The 13,519-nt window shown below is 65.5% G+C and carries 15 protein-coding genes; 9 read left to right on the top strand and 6 right to left on the bottom strand.

From position 1 onward, the window contains the following. Nucleotides 1-28: 28 nt before the first annotated feature. On the top strand, nt 29-928 hold the full coding sequence (fabD, locus tag ACXMDY_RS10485) for an ACP S-malonyltransferase (RefSeq protein ID WP_259701159.1): 900 nt from the start codon (nt 29-31) through the stop codon (nt 926-928). After that, on the top strand, nt 925-1,653 hold the full coding sequence (locus ACXMDY_RS10490; protein ID WP_259701160.1) for a lysophospholipid acyltransferase family protein: 729 nt from the start codon (nt 925-927) through the stop codon (nt 1,651-1,653). The genes fabD and ACXMDY_RS10490 overlap by 4 nt, the downstream gene beginning before the upstream one ends. Here the strand turns inward: ACXMDY_RS10490 and ACXMDY_RS10495 are convergent. From ACXMDY_RS10495 to ACXMDY_RS10505, 3 genes are read right to left on the bottom strand one after another with little or no spacing between them, the layout of a single operon-like run. After that, entirely contained in the window at nt 1,610-2,182 is a 573-nt protein-coding gene (locus ACXMDY_RS10495) for a YdcF family protein (protein ID WP_259701161.1), read from the bottom strand. The genes ACXMDY_RS10490 and ACXMDY_RS10495 overlap by 44 nt on opposite strands. Continuing rightward, the gene (gene tsaB / locus ACXMDY_RS10500; protein ID WP_259701162.1) at nt 2,182-2,817 is read right to left on the bottom strand and encodes a tRNA (adenosine(37)-N6)-threonylcarbamoyltransferase complex dimerization subunit type 1 TsaB; all 636 of its coding nucleotides are present in this window, start codon (nt 2,815-2,817) and stop codon (nt 2,182-2,184) included. The genes ACXMDY_RS10495 and tsaB overlap by 1 nt, the downstream gene beginning before the upstream one ends. Continuing rightward, the gene (locus ACXMDY_RS10505) at nt 2,814-3,065 is read right to left on the bottom strand and encodes a Ycf34 family protein (RefSeq protein ID WP_259701163.1); all 252 of its coding nucleotides are present in this window, start codon (nt 3,063-3,065) and stop codon (nt 2,814-2,816) included. The genes tsaB and ACXMDY_RS10505 overlap by 4 nt, the downstream gene beginning before the upstream one ends. On the opposite strand from ACXMDY_RS10505, the gene ACXMDY_RS10510 reads away from it, so the two are divergent. From ACXMDY_RS10510 to ACXMDY_RS10520, 3 genes are all read left to right on the top strand, one after another. Then, nucleotides 3,058-4,383: a CCA tRNA nucleotidyltransferase gene (locus ACXMDY_RS10510; RefSeq protein ID WP_259701164.1), complete on the top strand. Its 1,326-nt coding sequence runs from the start codon at nt 3,058-3,060 to the stop codon at nt 4,381-4,383. The two genes, ACXMDY_RS10505 and ACXMDY_RS10510, sit on opposite strands and share 8 nt — an antisense overlap. Before the next feature lie 225 nt (nt 4,384-4,608). Then, nucleotides 4,609-5,037, top strand: a complete 429-nt coding sequence (locus ACXMDY_RS10515; protein WP_259701165.1) for an RNA recognition motif domain-containing protein — start codon at nt 4,609-4,611, stop codon at nt 5,035-5,037. 72 nt (nt 5,038-5,109) lie between these two features. Next, complete coding sequence (locus ACXMDY_RS10520) at nt 5,110-6,060, top strand: alpha/beta fold hydrolase (protein WP_259701166.1); 951 nt, start codon at nt 5,110-5,112, stop codon at nt 6,058-6,060. On the opposite strand, the gene ACXMDY_RS10525 is transcribed toward ACXMDY_RS10520, so the two are convergent. Together ACXMDY_RS10525 and pds are read right to left on the bottom strand one after the other, a co-directional pair. After that, nucleotides 6,057-6,971: a phytoene synthase gene (locus tag ACXMDY_RS10525; protein ID WP_259701219.1), complete on the bottom strand. Its 915-nt coding sequence runs from the start codon at nt 6,969-6,971 to the stop codon at nt 6,057-6,059. The genes ACXMDY_RS10520 and ACXMDY_RS10525 overlap by 4 nt on opposite strands. A 20-nt stretch (nt 6,972-6,991) precedes the next feature. Continuing rightward, nucleotides 6,992-8,380, bottom strand: a complete 1,389-nt coding sequence (gene pds, locus ACXMDY_RS10530; protein ID WP_259701167.1) for a 15-cis-phytoene desaturase — start codon at nt 8,378-8,380, stop codon at nt 6,992-6,994. A 115-nt stretch (nt 8,381-8,495) separates the two neighbouring features. On the opposite strand from pds, the gene ACXMDY_RS10535 reads away from it, so the two are divergent. Continuing rightward, entirely contained in the window at nt 8,496-8,843 is a 348-nt protein-coding gene (locus ACXMDY_RS10535; RefSeq protein WP_259701168.1) for an NAD(P)H-quinone oxidoreductase subunit M, read from the top strand. Beyond that, nucleotides 8,843-9,517 (top strand): DUF3172 domain-containing protein, encoded by a 675-nt coding sequence (locus ACXMDY_RS10540; RefSeq protein ID WP_457767607.1) that lies wholly within the window; start codon nt 8,843-8,845, stop codon nt 9,515-9,517. Before ACXMDY_RS10535 ends, ACXMDY_RS10540 begins: the two co-directional genes overlap by 1 nt. A 6-nt stretch (nt 9,518-9,523) precedes the next feature. Here ACXMDY_RS10540 and ACXMDY_RS10545 read toward each other — a convergent pair whose 3' ends face one another. Further along, entirely contained in the window at nt 9,524-10,483 is a 960-nt protein-coding gene (locus ACXMDY_RS10545; RefSeq protein ID WP_259701170.1) for a LysR family transcriptional regulator, read from the bottom strand. A gap of 159 nt (nt 10,484-10,642) precedes the next feature. On the opposite strand from ACXMDY_RS10545, the gene ACXMDY_RS10550 reads away from it, so the two are divergent. Both ACXMDY_RS10550 and ACXMDY_RS10555 read left to right on the top strand, forming a co-directional pair. Further along, on the top strand, nt 10,643-11,344 hold the full coding sequence (locus ACXMDY_RS10550) for an NnrU family protein (RefSeq protein ID WP_259701171.1): 702 nt from the start codon (nt 10,643-10,645) through the stop codon (nt 11,342-11,344). Between the two features lie 87 nt (nt 11,345-11,431). Beyond that, nucleotides 11,432-13,435 carry an NAD(P)H-quinone oxidoreductase subunit 5 gene (locus ACXMDY_RS10555; protein ID WP_259701172.1) on the top strand — a complete coding sequence of 668 codons (2,004 nt, stop codon included), beginning with the start codon at nt 11,432-11,434 and terminating at the stop codon, nt 13,433-13,435. Nucleotides 13,436-13,519 lie beyond the last annotated feature (84 nt).

The raw sequence follows: 13,519 nt of genomic DNA on the forward strand, positions 1-13,519 counted from the left end.
TCTCCTGCCGGTTCACGAAAACGTCACCATGGGGATTGCCTGGGTTTTTCCCGGCCAGGGATCACAGAAACTCGGCATGGCCGAGGGACTTCTGAATCTCCCCGATGCCAGGCGGCGTTTTGACGAAGCCTCACAGCGGCTGGGCCGCGATCTGCTGGGGATCTGCGCCGGATCCGGCCAGCATCCAGTCGGGGATCCCAGTGATCTCAACGACACCCGCAACACCCAGCCAGCCCTGTTCGTGGTTGAAAGCCTGCTGGTGGATGGCCTCAAGGCCCAGGGGCGCACAGCCCAGCTCGTGGCCGGCCACAGCCTGGGGGAACTGGTGGCTCTCTATGCGGCCGATGTGTTCGACTTCGCCACCGGTCTGCAGCTGATCCAACGACGCAGTGAACTGATGGCAGCGGCCGGGGGTGGAGCGATGACCGCCGTGATCGGCTTCGATCGAGACGAACTGGAGAAGCTGGTGGCGGCCGTCGAGGGGGTGGTGATCGCCAACGACAACAGCCGCTCCCAGGTGGTGCTCTCCGGTCAGCCGGCGGCGGTGGCCGAAGTGACCAGCGCCCTGCGCTGCAAGCGGGCCGTTCCCCTCGCCGTTTCGGGGGCGTTCCATTCACCCTGGATGCAGGAGGCGGCCACCGCCTTCGCAGCGGTACTGGAGCCGATTGCCTTCGCAAACGCCACCATTCCTGTGCTCAGCAATGCCGATCCCAGGCCCGAAACCGCCGGCGAGGTTCTCAAGGCCAGGCTTGCCCGGCAGATGGTGAGCGGCGTGCGTTGGCGCGACACCATGGCCCAGTTCCCGATCCAGCAGATCGACACCGTGGTGGAGATCGGGCCCGGCAACGTGCTCAGTGGTCTGATCAAGCGGGACCTCGACGCGATCGTCACGGCGCGGATCGCCAGTGCCGAGGATCTGGGATCTTGAGTGGTCCCGCCTCGCCGGATGGGAATCCTCTGCCGCCAGCCCTGCTGACGCCCCGGCCCAGCTTCACCTACCGACTGGTCAGCTATCTGCTGGTCTTTCCGATCTACCGACTGCTTTTCCGTGGTCGAACCGCCAGCAACGCCCAGGTGCCGATGGAGGGGGCGCTGGTGGTGGTGGCCAACCATGGCTCCCATCTGGATCCACCGCTGCTGGGCCACGCCCTCGGTCGTCCGGTGGCCTTCATGGCCAAGGCGGAGCTGTTTCGGGTTCCGCTGCTGGGCGCGATCATCCGGGCGTGCGGGGCTTACCCGGTTGCCCGCGGCGCCAGCGACCGTGAGGCCATCCGCGTCGCCATGGCCCGCCTGGCCGAAGGCTGGGCCACAGGCGTATTCCTTGATGGCACCCGCCAGGGGGATGGCCGGGTGAACGATCCCCAGCAGGGAGCCGCCTTTCTGGCAGCCAGGGCGGGGATCCCCCTGCTGCCGGTCGCGATCGTCAACAGCCACCGGGCACTCGGCACCGGTCGGCTCTGGCCGCGGCTGGTGCCGATTCACATCCGCATCGGCCAGCCGATTCCACCGCCGGCTTCGCGGCGCCGCAGCGATCTGGAGGCCACCACCCTCGCCTGCCAGGCACAGATCAATGGGTTGCTGGACCAGGGTCTGCTGCCACCGGGCAAGGTCATCTCCCTGCTACCGCCCACTGGGCCGGATCACGGCCGCTGATCACCCAGACCAACGCCCTGAAGCCATCACGCCAGACCTTGCTGCGGCGTTCCGGCAGGCAGCGGGGCCCACAGGGCACGGTCACCGGGGTCAGCTGGATGCCCCGACTGCCGGCGATGATGCGGCCCACCAGCAGGGCTCTCTCCATGTGGTCGCTGCTGGTGACCAGCAGAACGTGGCGGATGCCGGAGCCTTTCAGATCGTCCACCACCGTGGTGAAGTTGGTGACGGTGTCGCGGGCCCGGTAATCGAGCTGGTACTGGTGGGGGCCGAGCCCCTCCTGGTGGAACAACCACTGGGCGTACTCCGGATTGCTGCCACCACTCACCACCACAGGCAACCGATAGCGCTGAGCCAACTGGCCTGCCCGTCGTTCCCTGGCCACATCGCCGCCCAGCACCAGGATCAGCTGGGGTTGTGCAGCCGGCGAAAGAGCGAACGAGGGAACCGGCAGCGGTCCGGGCCTCGTCAACTGGACCAGCCCGACCAGGGCCAGTCCGAGCAGGGCCCCGGGGAGGAGTCGCCGCATCAGGCGGGCAGCACAGGGCTGGTGGGATAGATCGGCAGAACGGGCTGCCAGGGTGCCGGCCGGCCGGCAGCCGCCGCGGCCTGACTCAGCAGCAGCAACTGGCTCAGATCGGCGGCTGGGTCGAGCCTGGCCTCGAAGCAGGGAGCCCCCGAGAGGGCACTCAAGGACGGGAACAGCCGTGGCAGCTCCATCTCCGCCAGCCCGCCCAACGCCGCTGAATCGGCCTGGTAGCGGCCCGCCACCACGCCTCGACGCGGCAGCACCTGGGTCACCCAGAAAGGGCTGTGCCGACTGCCGCTCTCCCCAGCCAGCCAGAGGCAGCGGGCGCACAACAGGAAGCTGCTGAACCCATCGAGGGGGCAGCCGAGCTGCTGGGCGAGGGTGCGGGCCAGCACCACGCTGAGCCGGGTTCCCGTGAAGCCCCCGGGTCCGGTGGCCACCGCCAGGCGGCCCAGTTCGCTCCAGCGGCTGGCGGGAAGCTGCCTCTCCACGCAGACCAGCAGTTCGTTCCCCAGGCTGCGGCCGAGGGGATGGGAGGCCACGGTCGCCAGGCCGCCACCGAGGGGCTGGAGGCCCACCGCGAGGGTGTCGGTGCTGCTGTGCAGGGCCAGCAACAGGGGGATCCGCTCGCTCATCCGGGTTGGGGCTCCCCGGGCCTGAGCCGAAGCCAGCGACCTGGATCGGCCTGGTAGCTCCGGCAGGCCCGCACGTCCCACTCCACCCCCACCTTGGCGTCTGGCAGATCGATCACCTGCACGTGGATGCGCGGCTCGAGCGGCTGAAAATCAGGGCTGGCGCTCAGGTGGCAGACACCATGCTGCCGCTCCACCGCGTGATAGGCCTGGCATCGCTCGACCCAGAGACAGTCCACGCAGATGCACATCCCCCGGCGGGCCACGGACCCCACCATTCTGGGGTGGAGCGACCAGGGCTCCGCTGGGCTGGCCGAGGCGGCCGCCATGCTGCGCCGGGCCCTGCGGATCGAGGCCTGGCCCCTGCCCCTGGCGGAGCTCCCCGCCGGCGCGGCGCTGGTGGGCGGCGCCGTGCGGGATGGACTGCTGCAGCGCCTGGGGGCCAGACCCGATCTCGACCTGGTGGTTCCAGGCGATGCGATCAGCCTCTGCCGGGAACTCAGCCGCCGCCACGGCGGCAGTGCCGTGGTTCTGGACGGCAAGCGCTCGATCGCCCGCCTGGTGCTGAAGGGCTGGTGCCTGGATCTGGCTCGCCAGGTGGGCAGCAGCCTGGAGGAGGACCTCTGGCGGCGCGATTTCCGCCTCAACGCCCTCGCTCTGCCCCTGGGCTCCCAGGCCCCCCTGCTCGATCCCACCGGAGGCCTGCGGGATCTGGCACTGGCGCGGATCGTGGCGGTGCGGGAAGCCAACCTGCTCGACGATCCACTGCGGCTCCTGCGCGGCATCCGACTCGCCGCCGAGCTTGGTTTCGAGCTCGACGACCAGACGGGTGAGTGGATCCGGGCGCATCACCGCCAGATCACCGAGGTAGCACCGGAGCGGGTGCTGGTGGAGCTGGAAAAACTGGCCGCCTGCCCGGCAGGCCAGCGGGGTCTTGCCGTCGCCTTTGAATCCCGCTTGCTGGACCCATGGCTGAGCGGTCCAGGTCTCCTTGCCCCTCACCAGGCGGAGCCGAACCGGGCGGCCCAGCTGCTCAGCCTGCAGAGGCTCGATGCCGAGCAAACCGGCCGCCTGGGCCTCAGCCCGTCTGAAGCCGTCGCCGCCCTGGGGCTGGCCCGTCTGGCGGTGCTCTTCGACGCCGACGGCCTGGAGCGACTCCGCGCCAGCCGCCAGCTCCAACGGCGCTGCGGGCAGTTGCACCATTGGTGGAATCAGCTGCTCGCCCAGGGCCCCGGCGGGGTCGAGGGGCAACTGCAGACGTTGACGGAGACGCAGCGCCTGAGCCTCCACCAGCAACTGGCCGAGGATCTGCCTTCCCTGCTGCTGTTCTTCCCTCCGGCGGTGGCTCTGGCCTGGATGGAGCGCTGGCGCAACCCCGACGACCCCCTGTTCCATCCCCGCTCCCCCGTGGATGGCTGGACACTGCAGCAGACCCTCGGGCTGGGGCCCTCACGCCAGCTGGGCCAGCTGCTCGCCCACCTGAGCGCGGAGCTGGCCTTCGGCAGGATCAACAAACCTGAAGAAGCCTTGAAGGCTGCACGAATCTGGCTGGAGAGCAGGGGGCTGTGATTTACATTGAGCTGCATAGGCACGATCAGCTGCCTGCTTAGTGCCCGGCAGGTGTCGGTTAGTCATCAGACTTTCATCCATGGATCCAGCGGCCATCGTCATCGGCGATCTGGCTTTGTGATCCGTCTTTTTGATCCGGCGACGTGATCCAGCTTCGTGATCCAGCCCGTCGATCGATTGACCAGCGCCCTCGAGCCAGTTTTTCCAATTTCCCCCCCCCTCCCCATGAGTGTTCGTCTGTACGTCGGCAACCTGCCGCAGAGTTTTGATGCCAAAGAGCTGGACGCTCTGTTCACGGCGATCGGTGAAGGCGTGCGATTCAAAACGGTTCAAGACCGTGAAACGGGCGCCTGCCGTGGCTTCGGCTTTGCCAACGTCGACGACGAAAAGCTCGCTGACGCTGTGATCGAACAGCTCAACGGCCTCGCCTTCGGAGGTAACACCCTTCGCATCGAACGATCCGAGCGCAAGGAAACCCGCACCACCCCCACCGGCAGCGACCGTCGTCCGGCCGGTGCACCGGCGGCGGCCCGCAAGTCCACCAACAAGGTGGTCCACAGCGACACAATCACCGAAGGCGCTCCTGATCCCCGCTGGGCCGGTGAACTGGCCAAACTCAAGGCTCTGCTCGCCAACCAGACCGCAACCGTCTGATCCGGCGGCAGACAGCAGCCAACCAACGATCGCGTGGATGGGGAACAAGGGGTGAGTGCAGCTCTGCGGCCCATGGCTCCCCAGAGCCGGTTCTGGCCGTGGAATGGCCATTCCATCCACCTGCTGCAGGCCTGCCCTCCAGGCAACCCCACCGGGATTTCCACGGTGATCCTGGTCCACGGTTTCGGAGCCTGCTGCGGCCACTGGCGCCACAACCAACCGGCCCTGGCCGAGCACTTCAGGGTGTACGCCCTCGATCTGCTCGGCTTCGGCGCCAGCTCAAAACCCAGCTCCCGGTTGACCGGTGAGCCGGAGCGGCCCGGTTCGGTTCGTTACTGCTTCGACCTCTGGGCCACCCAGGTGGCTGATTTCGTCGAAAGCCTGGGGCCCCAGGAGCGGGATGGTCCGATCCAGCTGGTCGGCAATTCGATTGGTGGGCTCGTTGTTCTGCGGGCCAGCCAGCTGCTTCTGGAGCGCGCTCTGGCGCCGGTTCAGGTGATTCTGATCGACTGTGCCCAGCGCACCCTCGATGAAAAGCGCCGGGCGGAACTGCCGCCGCTCGAGCGGCTGTTCCGCCCGCTTGTGAAGCAACTGGTGCGGCAGCGAAGCATCGTGGCCCCACTGTTCAAGGTCTTCGCCAGGCCCGGATTCATCCGTCAGGTTCTGGCGAAGGCCTACCCCACCGGCGCCAACATCGACGCTGAGCTGGTGGCCATGCTCTACCGGCCCAGCACGGATCCAGGGGCCGCAGAAAGCTTTCGCGGCTTCATCAATCTGTTCGAGGATGTGCTGGCGACGGAGCTGCTGGCCGGACTCAGCCTGCCGGTCCGGATGATCTGGGGGGAGAAGGATCCATGGGAAAGTCCGGCGGAAGCCGAAAGCTGGCAGAGAACCTTTGCCTGCATCCTGGATTTGCGCATCCTGCCTGGCCTGGGCCATTGCCCCCAGGATGAGGCCCCCGATCTCGTTAATCCGATCCTGATCAACTGGCTTCAGCAAGCCGAAGCGGCCAGCGAGAATTAACGGGATTGGGCAATCAGATAGGAGCAGGGCAAGTCGAGAAGCTTTGACCCCCTTGGCACGAAAGCACGCCGATTGAACACATCATAATCCTGGCGCTCGATTGCATCAAGGATGCCGCGATACAGGCGCAGAGAAGCCCAGACTGGCCAGCGGGCATCGGCAGCAAGCCAGCGGACCCCTGCTTCCGAGCGACCGAACCAGTGGCGGGCCCTCTGGAGTTGAAAGGCCATCAGTTGCCGCCAGTTGTCGTTCACCGTTCCTGCCATCAGGTCGGCCTCTGAGTAATTGAAGCGCCGAAGATCCTCCTGGGGAAGGTAGATACGGCCACGGCTCCGGTCTTCACCCACATCCCGCAGGATGTTGGTGAGCTGGTTGGCGATTCCCAGGGCCACGGCAGCCTGGGATGTATCCGGTTTTTCACTCCAGGGGGCTGAGGTGTAAGCGGGATCGAGGCCCATCACCTCCTGGGTCATCAGACCCACGGTGCCGGCCACCCGGTAGCAGTAGAGCTCCAGCTCCTCGAAGCTGGCGTAACGCCGGCGCCGCAGATCCATGCGCTGGCCCTCGATCATGTCGAGATAGGGCTGCAGGGGCTGGGGGAAGCGCTCCAGTGTGTCTTCCATCACCAGATCGAGGCCATCCTCGATCTGACCGTTGAACAGGGCGCGGGTGCGTTCTTCCCAGCGATCCAGCCGCTCGGCCAGCCGGTCCTCGGGCAACGCCTGAGCCTGGGGGCTGTCCATCAACTCGTCGGTACGCCGGCACCAGACGTAGATCGCCCAGATCGCCCGCCGCTTGGCCCGGGGCATCAGCAGGGTGCCGAGATAGAAGGTTTTGGCCCACTGCGCCGTTTCCTGGCGGCAGGCCTCGTAGGCCTGGGCCAGGTTCAGCGGGGAGCGGAGAGCGGCCATCGGGTGGGCGACCAGCACGGTCACACCAGCACCGGCGCAGACTGGCGACTCACCACCTCGGCGCAGAGCTTGCCACTCAGCACAGCACCCTCCATCGAAGCGAGGTAGCGCTGCATGGTGAAATCGCCGGCCAGGAAGAAATTGGCAATCGGTGCATCCTGCGAGGGCCGGAGTTGCTGACAGCCCGGCACCGACTTATAGACCGACTGGGGGGTCTTGACCACCCTTGCCTTGCGCAGCTGGGCCTGGTCGTCACCGCTGAAGTGGACGGGGAACAGCCGTTGGAGTTCGGCCATGGTGGCCGCCACGATGTCCGCATCGCTGCGGCCGATCCAGGCGGCGGCGGGCGCAAAAACCAGTTCCAGCATCGATCGGTGGGGATCGGCATACTCCCGGCAGGTGTTGCTCATATCGGCGTACACGCTGAGCAGCTCGGAACGACTGAACAAAAGGTGGTCGATCGCGGTGAGTTTGCGGTCGAACCAGAGATGAATGTTGATGACCGGAACCCCCTTGAGGCCCTCCAGCTTCTGGAAGTAGGGCATCTGCTTCCAGGGCTCAGGGAGCAACAGCTTGAGCGGATCGACCGGCAGGGCGCTCACGAAGGCATCGGCTTCCACCTCCAGGGGCTCGTTGCCCTTCACCCCGCCGATCCGGAAAGAGGCGACGGAACCATCCGCGGCCAGCTGGATCTGCCGCAGGGGTCGGTTCAGGTGCACCTCCCCCCCCCGCTCACGGATCGAAGCCACGATCGGCTCACAGAGCCGCTGAGGAGGATTGCCATCCAGAAAGGCCATCTTCGAGCCGTTCTTCTCCTGCAGAAAGCGATTCAGAGCGGTAAGCAGGACCGTGCTGGAGATTTCATCGGGGTTAATGAAGTTCAGGGCCTTGCTCATGGCGATGAACACTTCATCATTGACCCGCTCCGGGATGTTGTGCAAGCGCAGCCATTCCGTCCAGGAATACTGATCACAACTTTCGACATAATCCTGGCCACGCAGCATCGCGGGGACCAAGCCAAGTCCAAACTGGATCTTCTCCGGCCATGTCAACATGTCGTTGTTTCCCAGGATGGCCGCCACGCCGTTGAGCGGGGCCGGAAGATCAGGAAAGTCGAAGCGGCTGTAGGTGCCCGGGTCGTCCTTCTGATTGAAGATCATCGCGTGATCTTTCCATTGCAGCCGATCTTCGATGCCAAGCTCCCCGAAGAGCTGAAGCATGTTCGGGTAGGCCCCGAAGAAAATGTGCAGGCCCGTCTCATACCAGTCGCCGTCCTCGTCCTGCCAGGCGGCCACCTTGCCGCCGAGGACGTCCCTGGCTTCGTAGATCACCGGGGTGTGGCCTGCGTCACAGAGGTACTTGGCGCAGGAAAGGCCGGCGAGACCTGCCCCGGCGATGGCGACGCGCATGGAAAATCAAAAACCAGGTCCAACCTTAAAAGGGTCAGGACAGCCAGCGCCGATCACCGGCTTCCTAAAGTCTTGGGGTGCGACCCGATCCGGCACGCCTGCCTCCCCATCCACCATGGCCGACGCTCTCCTGCTCAAGTCCACCACCCGGCATGTGCGGCTGTTCACCGCCCGGGTGGAAGACGATCAGCTCGTCGCGGATCCGTCCCAGCTGACCCTGGACCTTGATCCCGACAACGAGTTCCTCTGGCAGCCAGCCGTGCTCGAGACAGTGCGGCAACGCTTCCGCGACCTGGTGGACAGCTTCGCCGGAGCGGACCTCACCGAGTACAACCTGCGCCGGATCGGCTCGGAGCTGGAAGGCACGATCCGGCAGCTGCTGCAGGCCGGCGAACTCCGCTACAACCCGGATGCCCGGGTGCTGAACTATTCAATGGGCCTGCCCCGCAGCCCTGAAGCCTGATGAGCCGCCCCCCCTACGGCCGCAGTTCCTCCTCCCAGGACCGCGACCAGGATCGTGATGGTTACGCCTACCGATCGACCGCCTACGACGATCGGCCCAGGGGGCGACGGGAAGCGCCGCCCCGCAAAGCTGGTGCGGCGGGCCCAGGAGGGCCGGGCGGCGGCTCTGGCGATCCACCCTTCAAATTCAACGTGGCCACGGTGGCTGTGCTGGCCGGGGTGCTCGTGGTGGGCATCGGCATCGGCACCGCCCTCTCCAGCAACACCGTAGGTAACCAGGGCAACATCGCCAGCAGCCAGCAACTCGATCTGGCCGTTCCCGACCCCGAGTTCTGCAAACAGTGGGGAGCGAGCGCCTTCGTCAATGACATTGAGCTCTACACCACGATGAACCCGAGCAGCAGCTTTGTGACCCAGCCCACCCTGCAACCGGGCTGCGTGATCCGCCGCGAAAACTGGAGTGTGCTCCAGAAGGAAGGGGCGGTCACCGCTGAGCAGGTGCGCCAGTGCAAACAGCGGATGAATACCTTCGCCTACATCGGCTCGATCCGCGACAAGCCTGTGGTGCGCTGTGTCTACCAGACCGACATCGGTGGCAACAAGTTCCAGACCCGTGGCATCGCCGGGGCCGCCGATGACTCGGTGGGCATCACACCGGAAGGGGATCAGTTCTGAGCAGGCTCAGGCCGCCAGCGGGACCGGCTGCCGCAGGGGGCTGTCCGCGCTGGCGAAGACCGGCAGCACTTCACGCCGGAAAGCCTCCGCGGCGCGGGAGCAGTAGCGGGCCGGATGCGTGATCAGCTTCAGCTGACGACGCACCAACAGGTCGGCGATGCAGGCCCGGTGCAGATTGCCCGCCGCCAGCTCCCGCTCGATCGAAACCACCGGCAGAAACGCTGCCCCCAGCCCCGACTGGACGGCATTCTTGATCGCCTCGAAGGAGTTGAGCTCCATCTCGACCTTCAGGCGCTGCACCTCCAGCCCTGAGCGGGCCAGCAGATGATCCACCATCTTGCGGGTGGTGGACTGGGCATCGAGGCAGACGAAGCCCAGCCGGTAGAGATCCTCTTTATGGAGTTCCCCCAGCCGGGCCAGGGGATGCTTGATCGGCAGCACCAGGGCCAGCTCATCACTGGCATAGGGCACCACCTGCAGGAGGTCGTTGAGCTCGGTGGGGAGCTCACCGGCGATGATCGCCAGATCAACCTGTCCATTGGCCACACTCCAGCTGGTGCGCCGGGTGCTGTGCACCTGGAGCTGGACGGCCACATCGGGATACTTCTGCCGGAACAGGCCGATCATGCGTGGCATCAGATAGGTGCCGGTGGTCTGGCTGGCGCCGACGATCAGCGATCCACCCTTGAGATTGTGGAGGTCGTCGAGGGCGCGGCAGGCCTCCTGGCACTGGCCGAGGATGCGATCGCAGTAGCTGAGGAGCAGATGCCCCGCTTCGGTGAGCTGGGCCTTTCGCCCGCCCCGATCGAACAGGGAGACATCCAGCTGCTTCTCCAGGTTCTGGATCTGCAGGCTGACCGCAGGCTGGGTGACATAGAGGCTGTCGGCAGCTTTCTTGAAGCTGCCCTCGCTGGCAATGGCCCGCAGGATGCGCAGCTGATCGAGAGTGAAAGGCAGATCAGCCATCGAATGACCCGTGGGGCTTGCTCCGGCTGGAAGTGGCGACTCTAAGGCGAAAGCTTCGCAGCAGCTCCGGCCGCCGGCGGAGCCACCCTGCTGAAGGCCAGAATCAGCTGCTGCCGCCCCGCCTTTTTGCCGCTCGAACCGCACCGATCCAGCCTGGAGATGCTGGCCCTTCTGCTCGGCTTCGCCGTGCTGCACAGTGGCGGGGCGGCACTGCGGGTCTGGGGGGAGGAGCGGATCGGCGCCCGCGCCTGGCGCCTGCTGTTTGCGGCGATCAGCATTCCATCAGCCGTGCTGGTAGTGGGCTTCTTCCTCGCCCATCGCTACGAGGGGCTCCGGCTGTGGAACCTGCAGGGCACGCCTGGCCTGATTCCGGTGATCTGGCTGGGCACGGCGATCAGCTTCTTCTTTCTTTATCCAGCCACCTACAACCTGCTGGAGATTCCAGCGGTGCTCAAGCCCGAGCAACGGCTCTACGCCACGGGGATCATCCGGATCAGCCGCCATCCCCAGGCCATCGGTCAGGTGATCTGGTGCGCCACCCATCTCCTCTGGATCGGCAGCAGCTTCATGCTCGTCACCTGCTTCGGGCTGATCGCCCATCACCTCTTCGCCATCTGGCACGGTGACCGGCGTCTGGCCAGGCGCTTCGGGGCCTCCTTCGAACACCTGCGGCAGAACACCTCGGTCGTTCCCTTCCAGGCGGTGCTCGACGGTCGCCAGTCGCTAGTGCTGAGCGAATTCCTCAGGCCCTCCCAACTCGGCATCGCCGTGGCGATCGGCATCCTCTGGTGGAGCCATCGCTTCATCGGCCTCGCCTCGGTGGCCTTCCTGAACGGCCCGCTGGGCCGAGTGCTGGGTTAGACGATCCAGTGGGCTGATCGAAGTCCCACACACAGCCGGATCCAGCCGGGAGGCCTGCCTACACTGCCGTGGCCTGCCCAGAACCGGATGACGTCGGCCTCGGAACTTGCCTGGGTTATTCCGGTGCTTCCCCTGCTGGGGGCAGCCCTGGTCGGTCTGGGGCTGATCAGCTTCAATCGCACTATGAACCGGTTGCGAAAACCGGTTGCTCTCTTTCTGATCAGCTGCGTCGGAGCGGCCGCCGTGCTCAGCTTCGCCGTGCTGATCGAGCAGATCGCCGGCCCAGCCCCCACCGAGGTGCTGTTCGACTGGGCCAGCGCCGGCAGCTTCAACCTGCAGATGGGCTTCCGGGTTGATGCGCTCGGCGCCGTGATGCTGGCTCTGGTCACCACCATCGCCCTGCTGGTGATGGTGTATTCCGATGGCTACATGGCGCACGACAAGAGTTACGTGCGCTTTTTCACCTACCTCGCCCTGTTCAGCAGCTCGATGCTGGGCCTGGTGATCAGCCCCAACCTGCTCGAGATCTACGTGTTCTGGGAGCTGGTGGGCATGTGCTCCTACCTGTTGGTGGGCTTCTGGTACGACCGGGACGGCGCCGCCAATGCGGCCCAGAAAGCTTTCATCGTCAATCGTGTCGGCGACTTCGGACTCCTGCTGGGAATTCTTGGCCTGTTCTGGGCCACGGGCAGTTTCGGCTTCGAGGAGATTGGCGTTCGCCTCAGCGAAGCCCTCAGCAACGGCAGTGTGTCCCACACCGCGGCGGTGATTCTCTGTCTGCTCGTGTTCATGGGACCGATGGCCAAGTCGGCCCAGTTCCCCCTGCATGTCTGGCTGCCGGATGCCATGGAGGGACCAACCCCGATTTCCGCCTTGATCCATGCGGCCACCATGGTTGCCGCTGGTGTGTTCCTGGTGGCCCGCCTCCAGCCGATCTACATCCAGTTCGATGAAGTTCAGGCCTTCATCGCCGTGATCGGCACGATCACCTGCTTCCTGGGCGCGAGCATCGCCCTCACCCAGATGGATCTGAAGAAGGGGCTTGCCTACAGCACCGTTTCCCAGCTCGGCTACATGGTGCTGGCGATGGGCTGCGGTGCCCCGGTCGCCGGCATGTTCCACCTGGTCACCCATGCCTTCTTCAAGGCGATGCTTTTCCTGTGCTCCGGCTCGGTGATCCATGCCATGGAAGAGGTGGTGGGCCATGAACCGGTGCTGGCTCAGGACATGCGGCTGATGGGGGGACTCCGAAAGTTCATGCCGGTCACCGCCATCACCTTTCTGATCGGCTGCGTGGCGATCAGCGGCATCCCACCCCTGGCCGGCTTCTGGAGCAAGGACGAAATCCTCGGTCAGGCCTTCAACGCTTACCCGATCCTCTGGGGCGTCGGCTTCCTCACCGCCGGCATGACCGCCTTCTACATGTTCCGGCTCTACTTCCTCACCTTCGAGGGTCCGTTCAGGGGAACCGATGCGGCCCTCCAGGCCCGTCTGCTGGCCGCGGCGGGCAAAGGGGCTCCAGAGCAGGAAGGCCACGGCGAACTGGCCAGCCATCCCCATGAGTCCGGTTGGCAGATGGCCGCACCTCTGGCGATCCTGGCCGTGCCGTCGGTGCTGATCGGTTTGCTTGGAACCCCCTGGCACAGCCGTTTCGCCGAGCTGCTCGATCCCCATGAAGCCGTCGAGATGGCCGAGCAATTCAGCTGGGGGGGCTTTCTGCCCCTGGCCGGCGCCTCGGTGGCGATCTCGCTCACTGGCATCACCGTGGCGGTGCTTGCCTACGCGCTCCACAAGCTGGATCTGGCTGCGGCCGTGGCCTCCCGCTTTCCCAGGATCAATGCCTTTCTCGCCAACAAGTGGTATCTCGATGACATCAACGAGAGGATCTTCGTGAAGGGCAGCCGCAAGCTGGCCCGTCAGGTGCTTGAGGTCGACGCGAAGGTGGTGGATGGCGTGGTCAATCTCACCGGTCTGCTCACCCTCGGCAGCGGGGAAGGGCTCAAATACTTCGAGACCGGGCGCGCCCAGTTCTATGCCCTGATCGTGTTCGGCGGCGTGATCGCCCTCGTGGTGCTGTTCAGCAGCTTCTGAATCCGAGGGCCAACTGTGTGTGTCATCCCGTATCTGGGGGACTCCGGCCCTGTGACCATTTCTACACTCCGGCCAGAACCGCTG

Source organism: Cyanobium sp. ULC082 (genome assembly GCF_977927535.1).

Bases quoted from the DNA above. Each gene is read 5' to 3' on its own strand.
- ACXMDY_RS10525 (WP_259701219.1), bottom strand. From the start codon at position 6,971: ATGGCCGCTCTCCGCTCCCCGCTGAACCTGGCCCAGGCCTACGAGGCC.
- ACXMDY_RS10495 (WP_259701161.1), bottom strand. From the start codon at position 2,182: ATGCGGCGACTCCTCCCCGGGGCCCTGCTCGGACTGGCCCTGGTCGGG.
- ACXMDY_RS10555 (WP_259701172.1), top strand. From the start codon at position 11,432: ATGACGTCGGCCTCGGAACTTGCCTGGGTTATTCCGGTGCTTCCCCTG.
- tsaB (WP_259701162.1), bottom strand. From the start codon at position 2,817: ATGAGCGAGCGGATCCCCCTGTTGCTGGCCCTGCACAGCAGCACCGAC.
- ACXMDY_RS10540 (WP_457767607.1), top strand. From the start codon at position 8,843: ATGAGCCGCCCCCCCTACGGCCGCAGTTCCTCCTCCCAGGACCGCGAC.
- ACXMDY_RS10505 (WP_259701163.1), bottom strand. From the start codon at position 3,065: ATGTGCATCTGCGTGGACTGTCTCTGGGTCGAGCGATGCCAGGCCTAT.
- ACXMDY_RS10520 (WP_259701166.1), top strand. From the start codon at position 5,110: ATGGCTCCCCAGAGCCGGTTCTGGCCGTGGAATGGCCATTCCATCCAC.
- ACXMDY_RS10535 (WP_259701168.1), top strand. From the start codon at position 8,496: ATGGCCGACGCTCTCCTGCTCAAGTCCACCACCCGGCATGTGCGGCTG.
- ACXMDY_RS10545 (WP_259701170.1), bottom strand. From the start codon at position 10,483: ATGGCTGATCTGCCTTTCACTCTCGATCAGCTGCGCATCCTGCGGGCC.
- pds (WP_259701167.1), bottom strand. From the start codon at position 8,380: ATGCGCGTCGCCATCGCCGGGGCAGGTCTCGCCGGCCTTTCCTGCGCC.
- ACXMDY_RS10550 (WP_259701171.1), top strand. From the start codon at position 10,643: ATGCTGGCCCTTCTGCTCGGCTTCGCCGTGCTGCACAGTGGCGGGGCG.
- fabD (WP_259701159.1), top strand. From the start codon at position 29: ATGGGGATTGCCTGGGTTTTTCCCGGCCAGGGATCACAGAAACTCGGC.
- ACXMDY_RS10515 (WP_259701165.1), top strand. From the start codon at position 4,609: ATGAGTGTTCGTCTGTACGTCGGCAACCTGCCGCAGAGTTTTGATGCC.
- ACXMDY_RS10510 (WP_259701164.1), top strand. From the start codon at position 3,058: ATGCACATCCCCCGGCGGGCCACGGACCCCACCATTCTGGGGTGGAGC.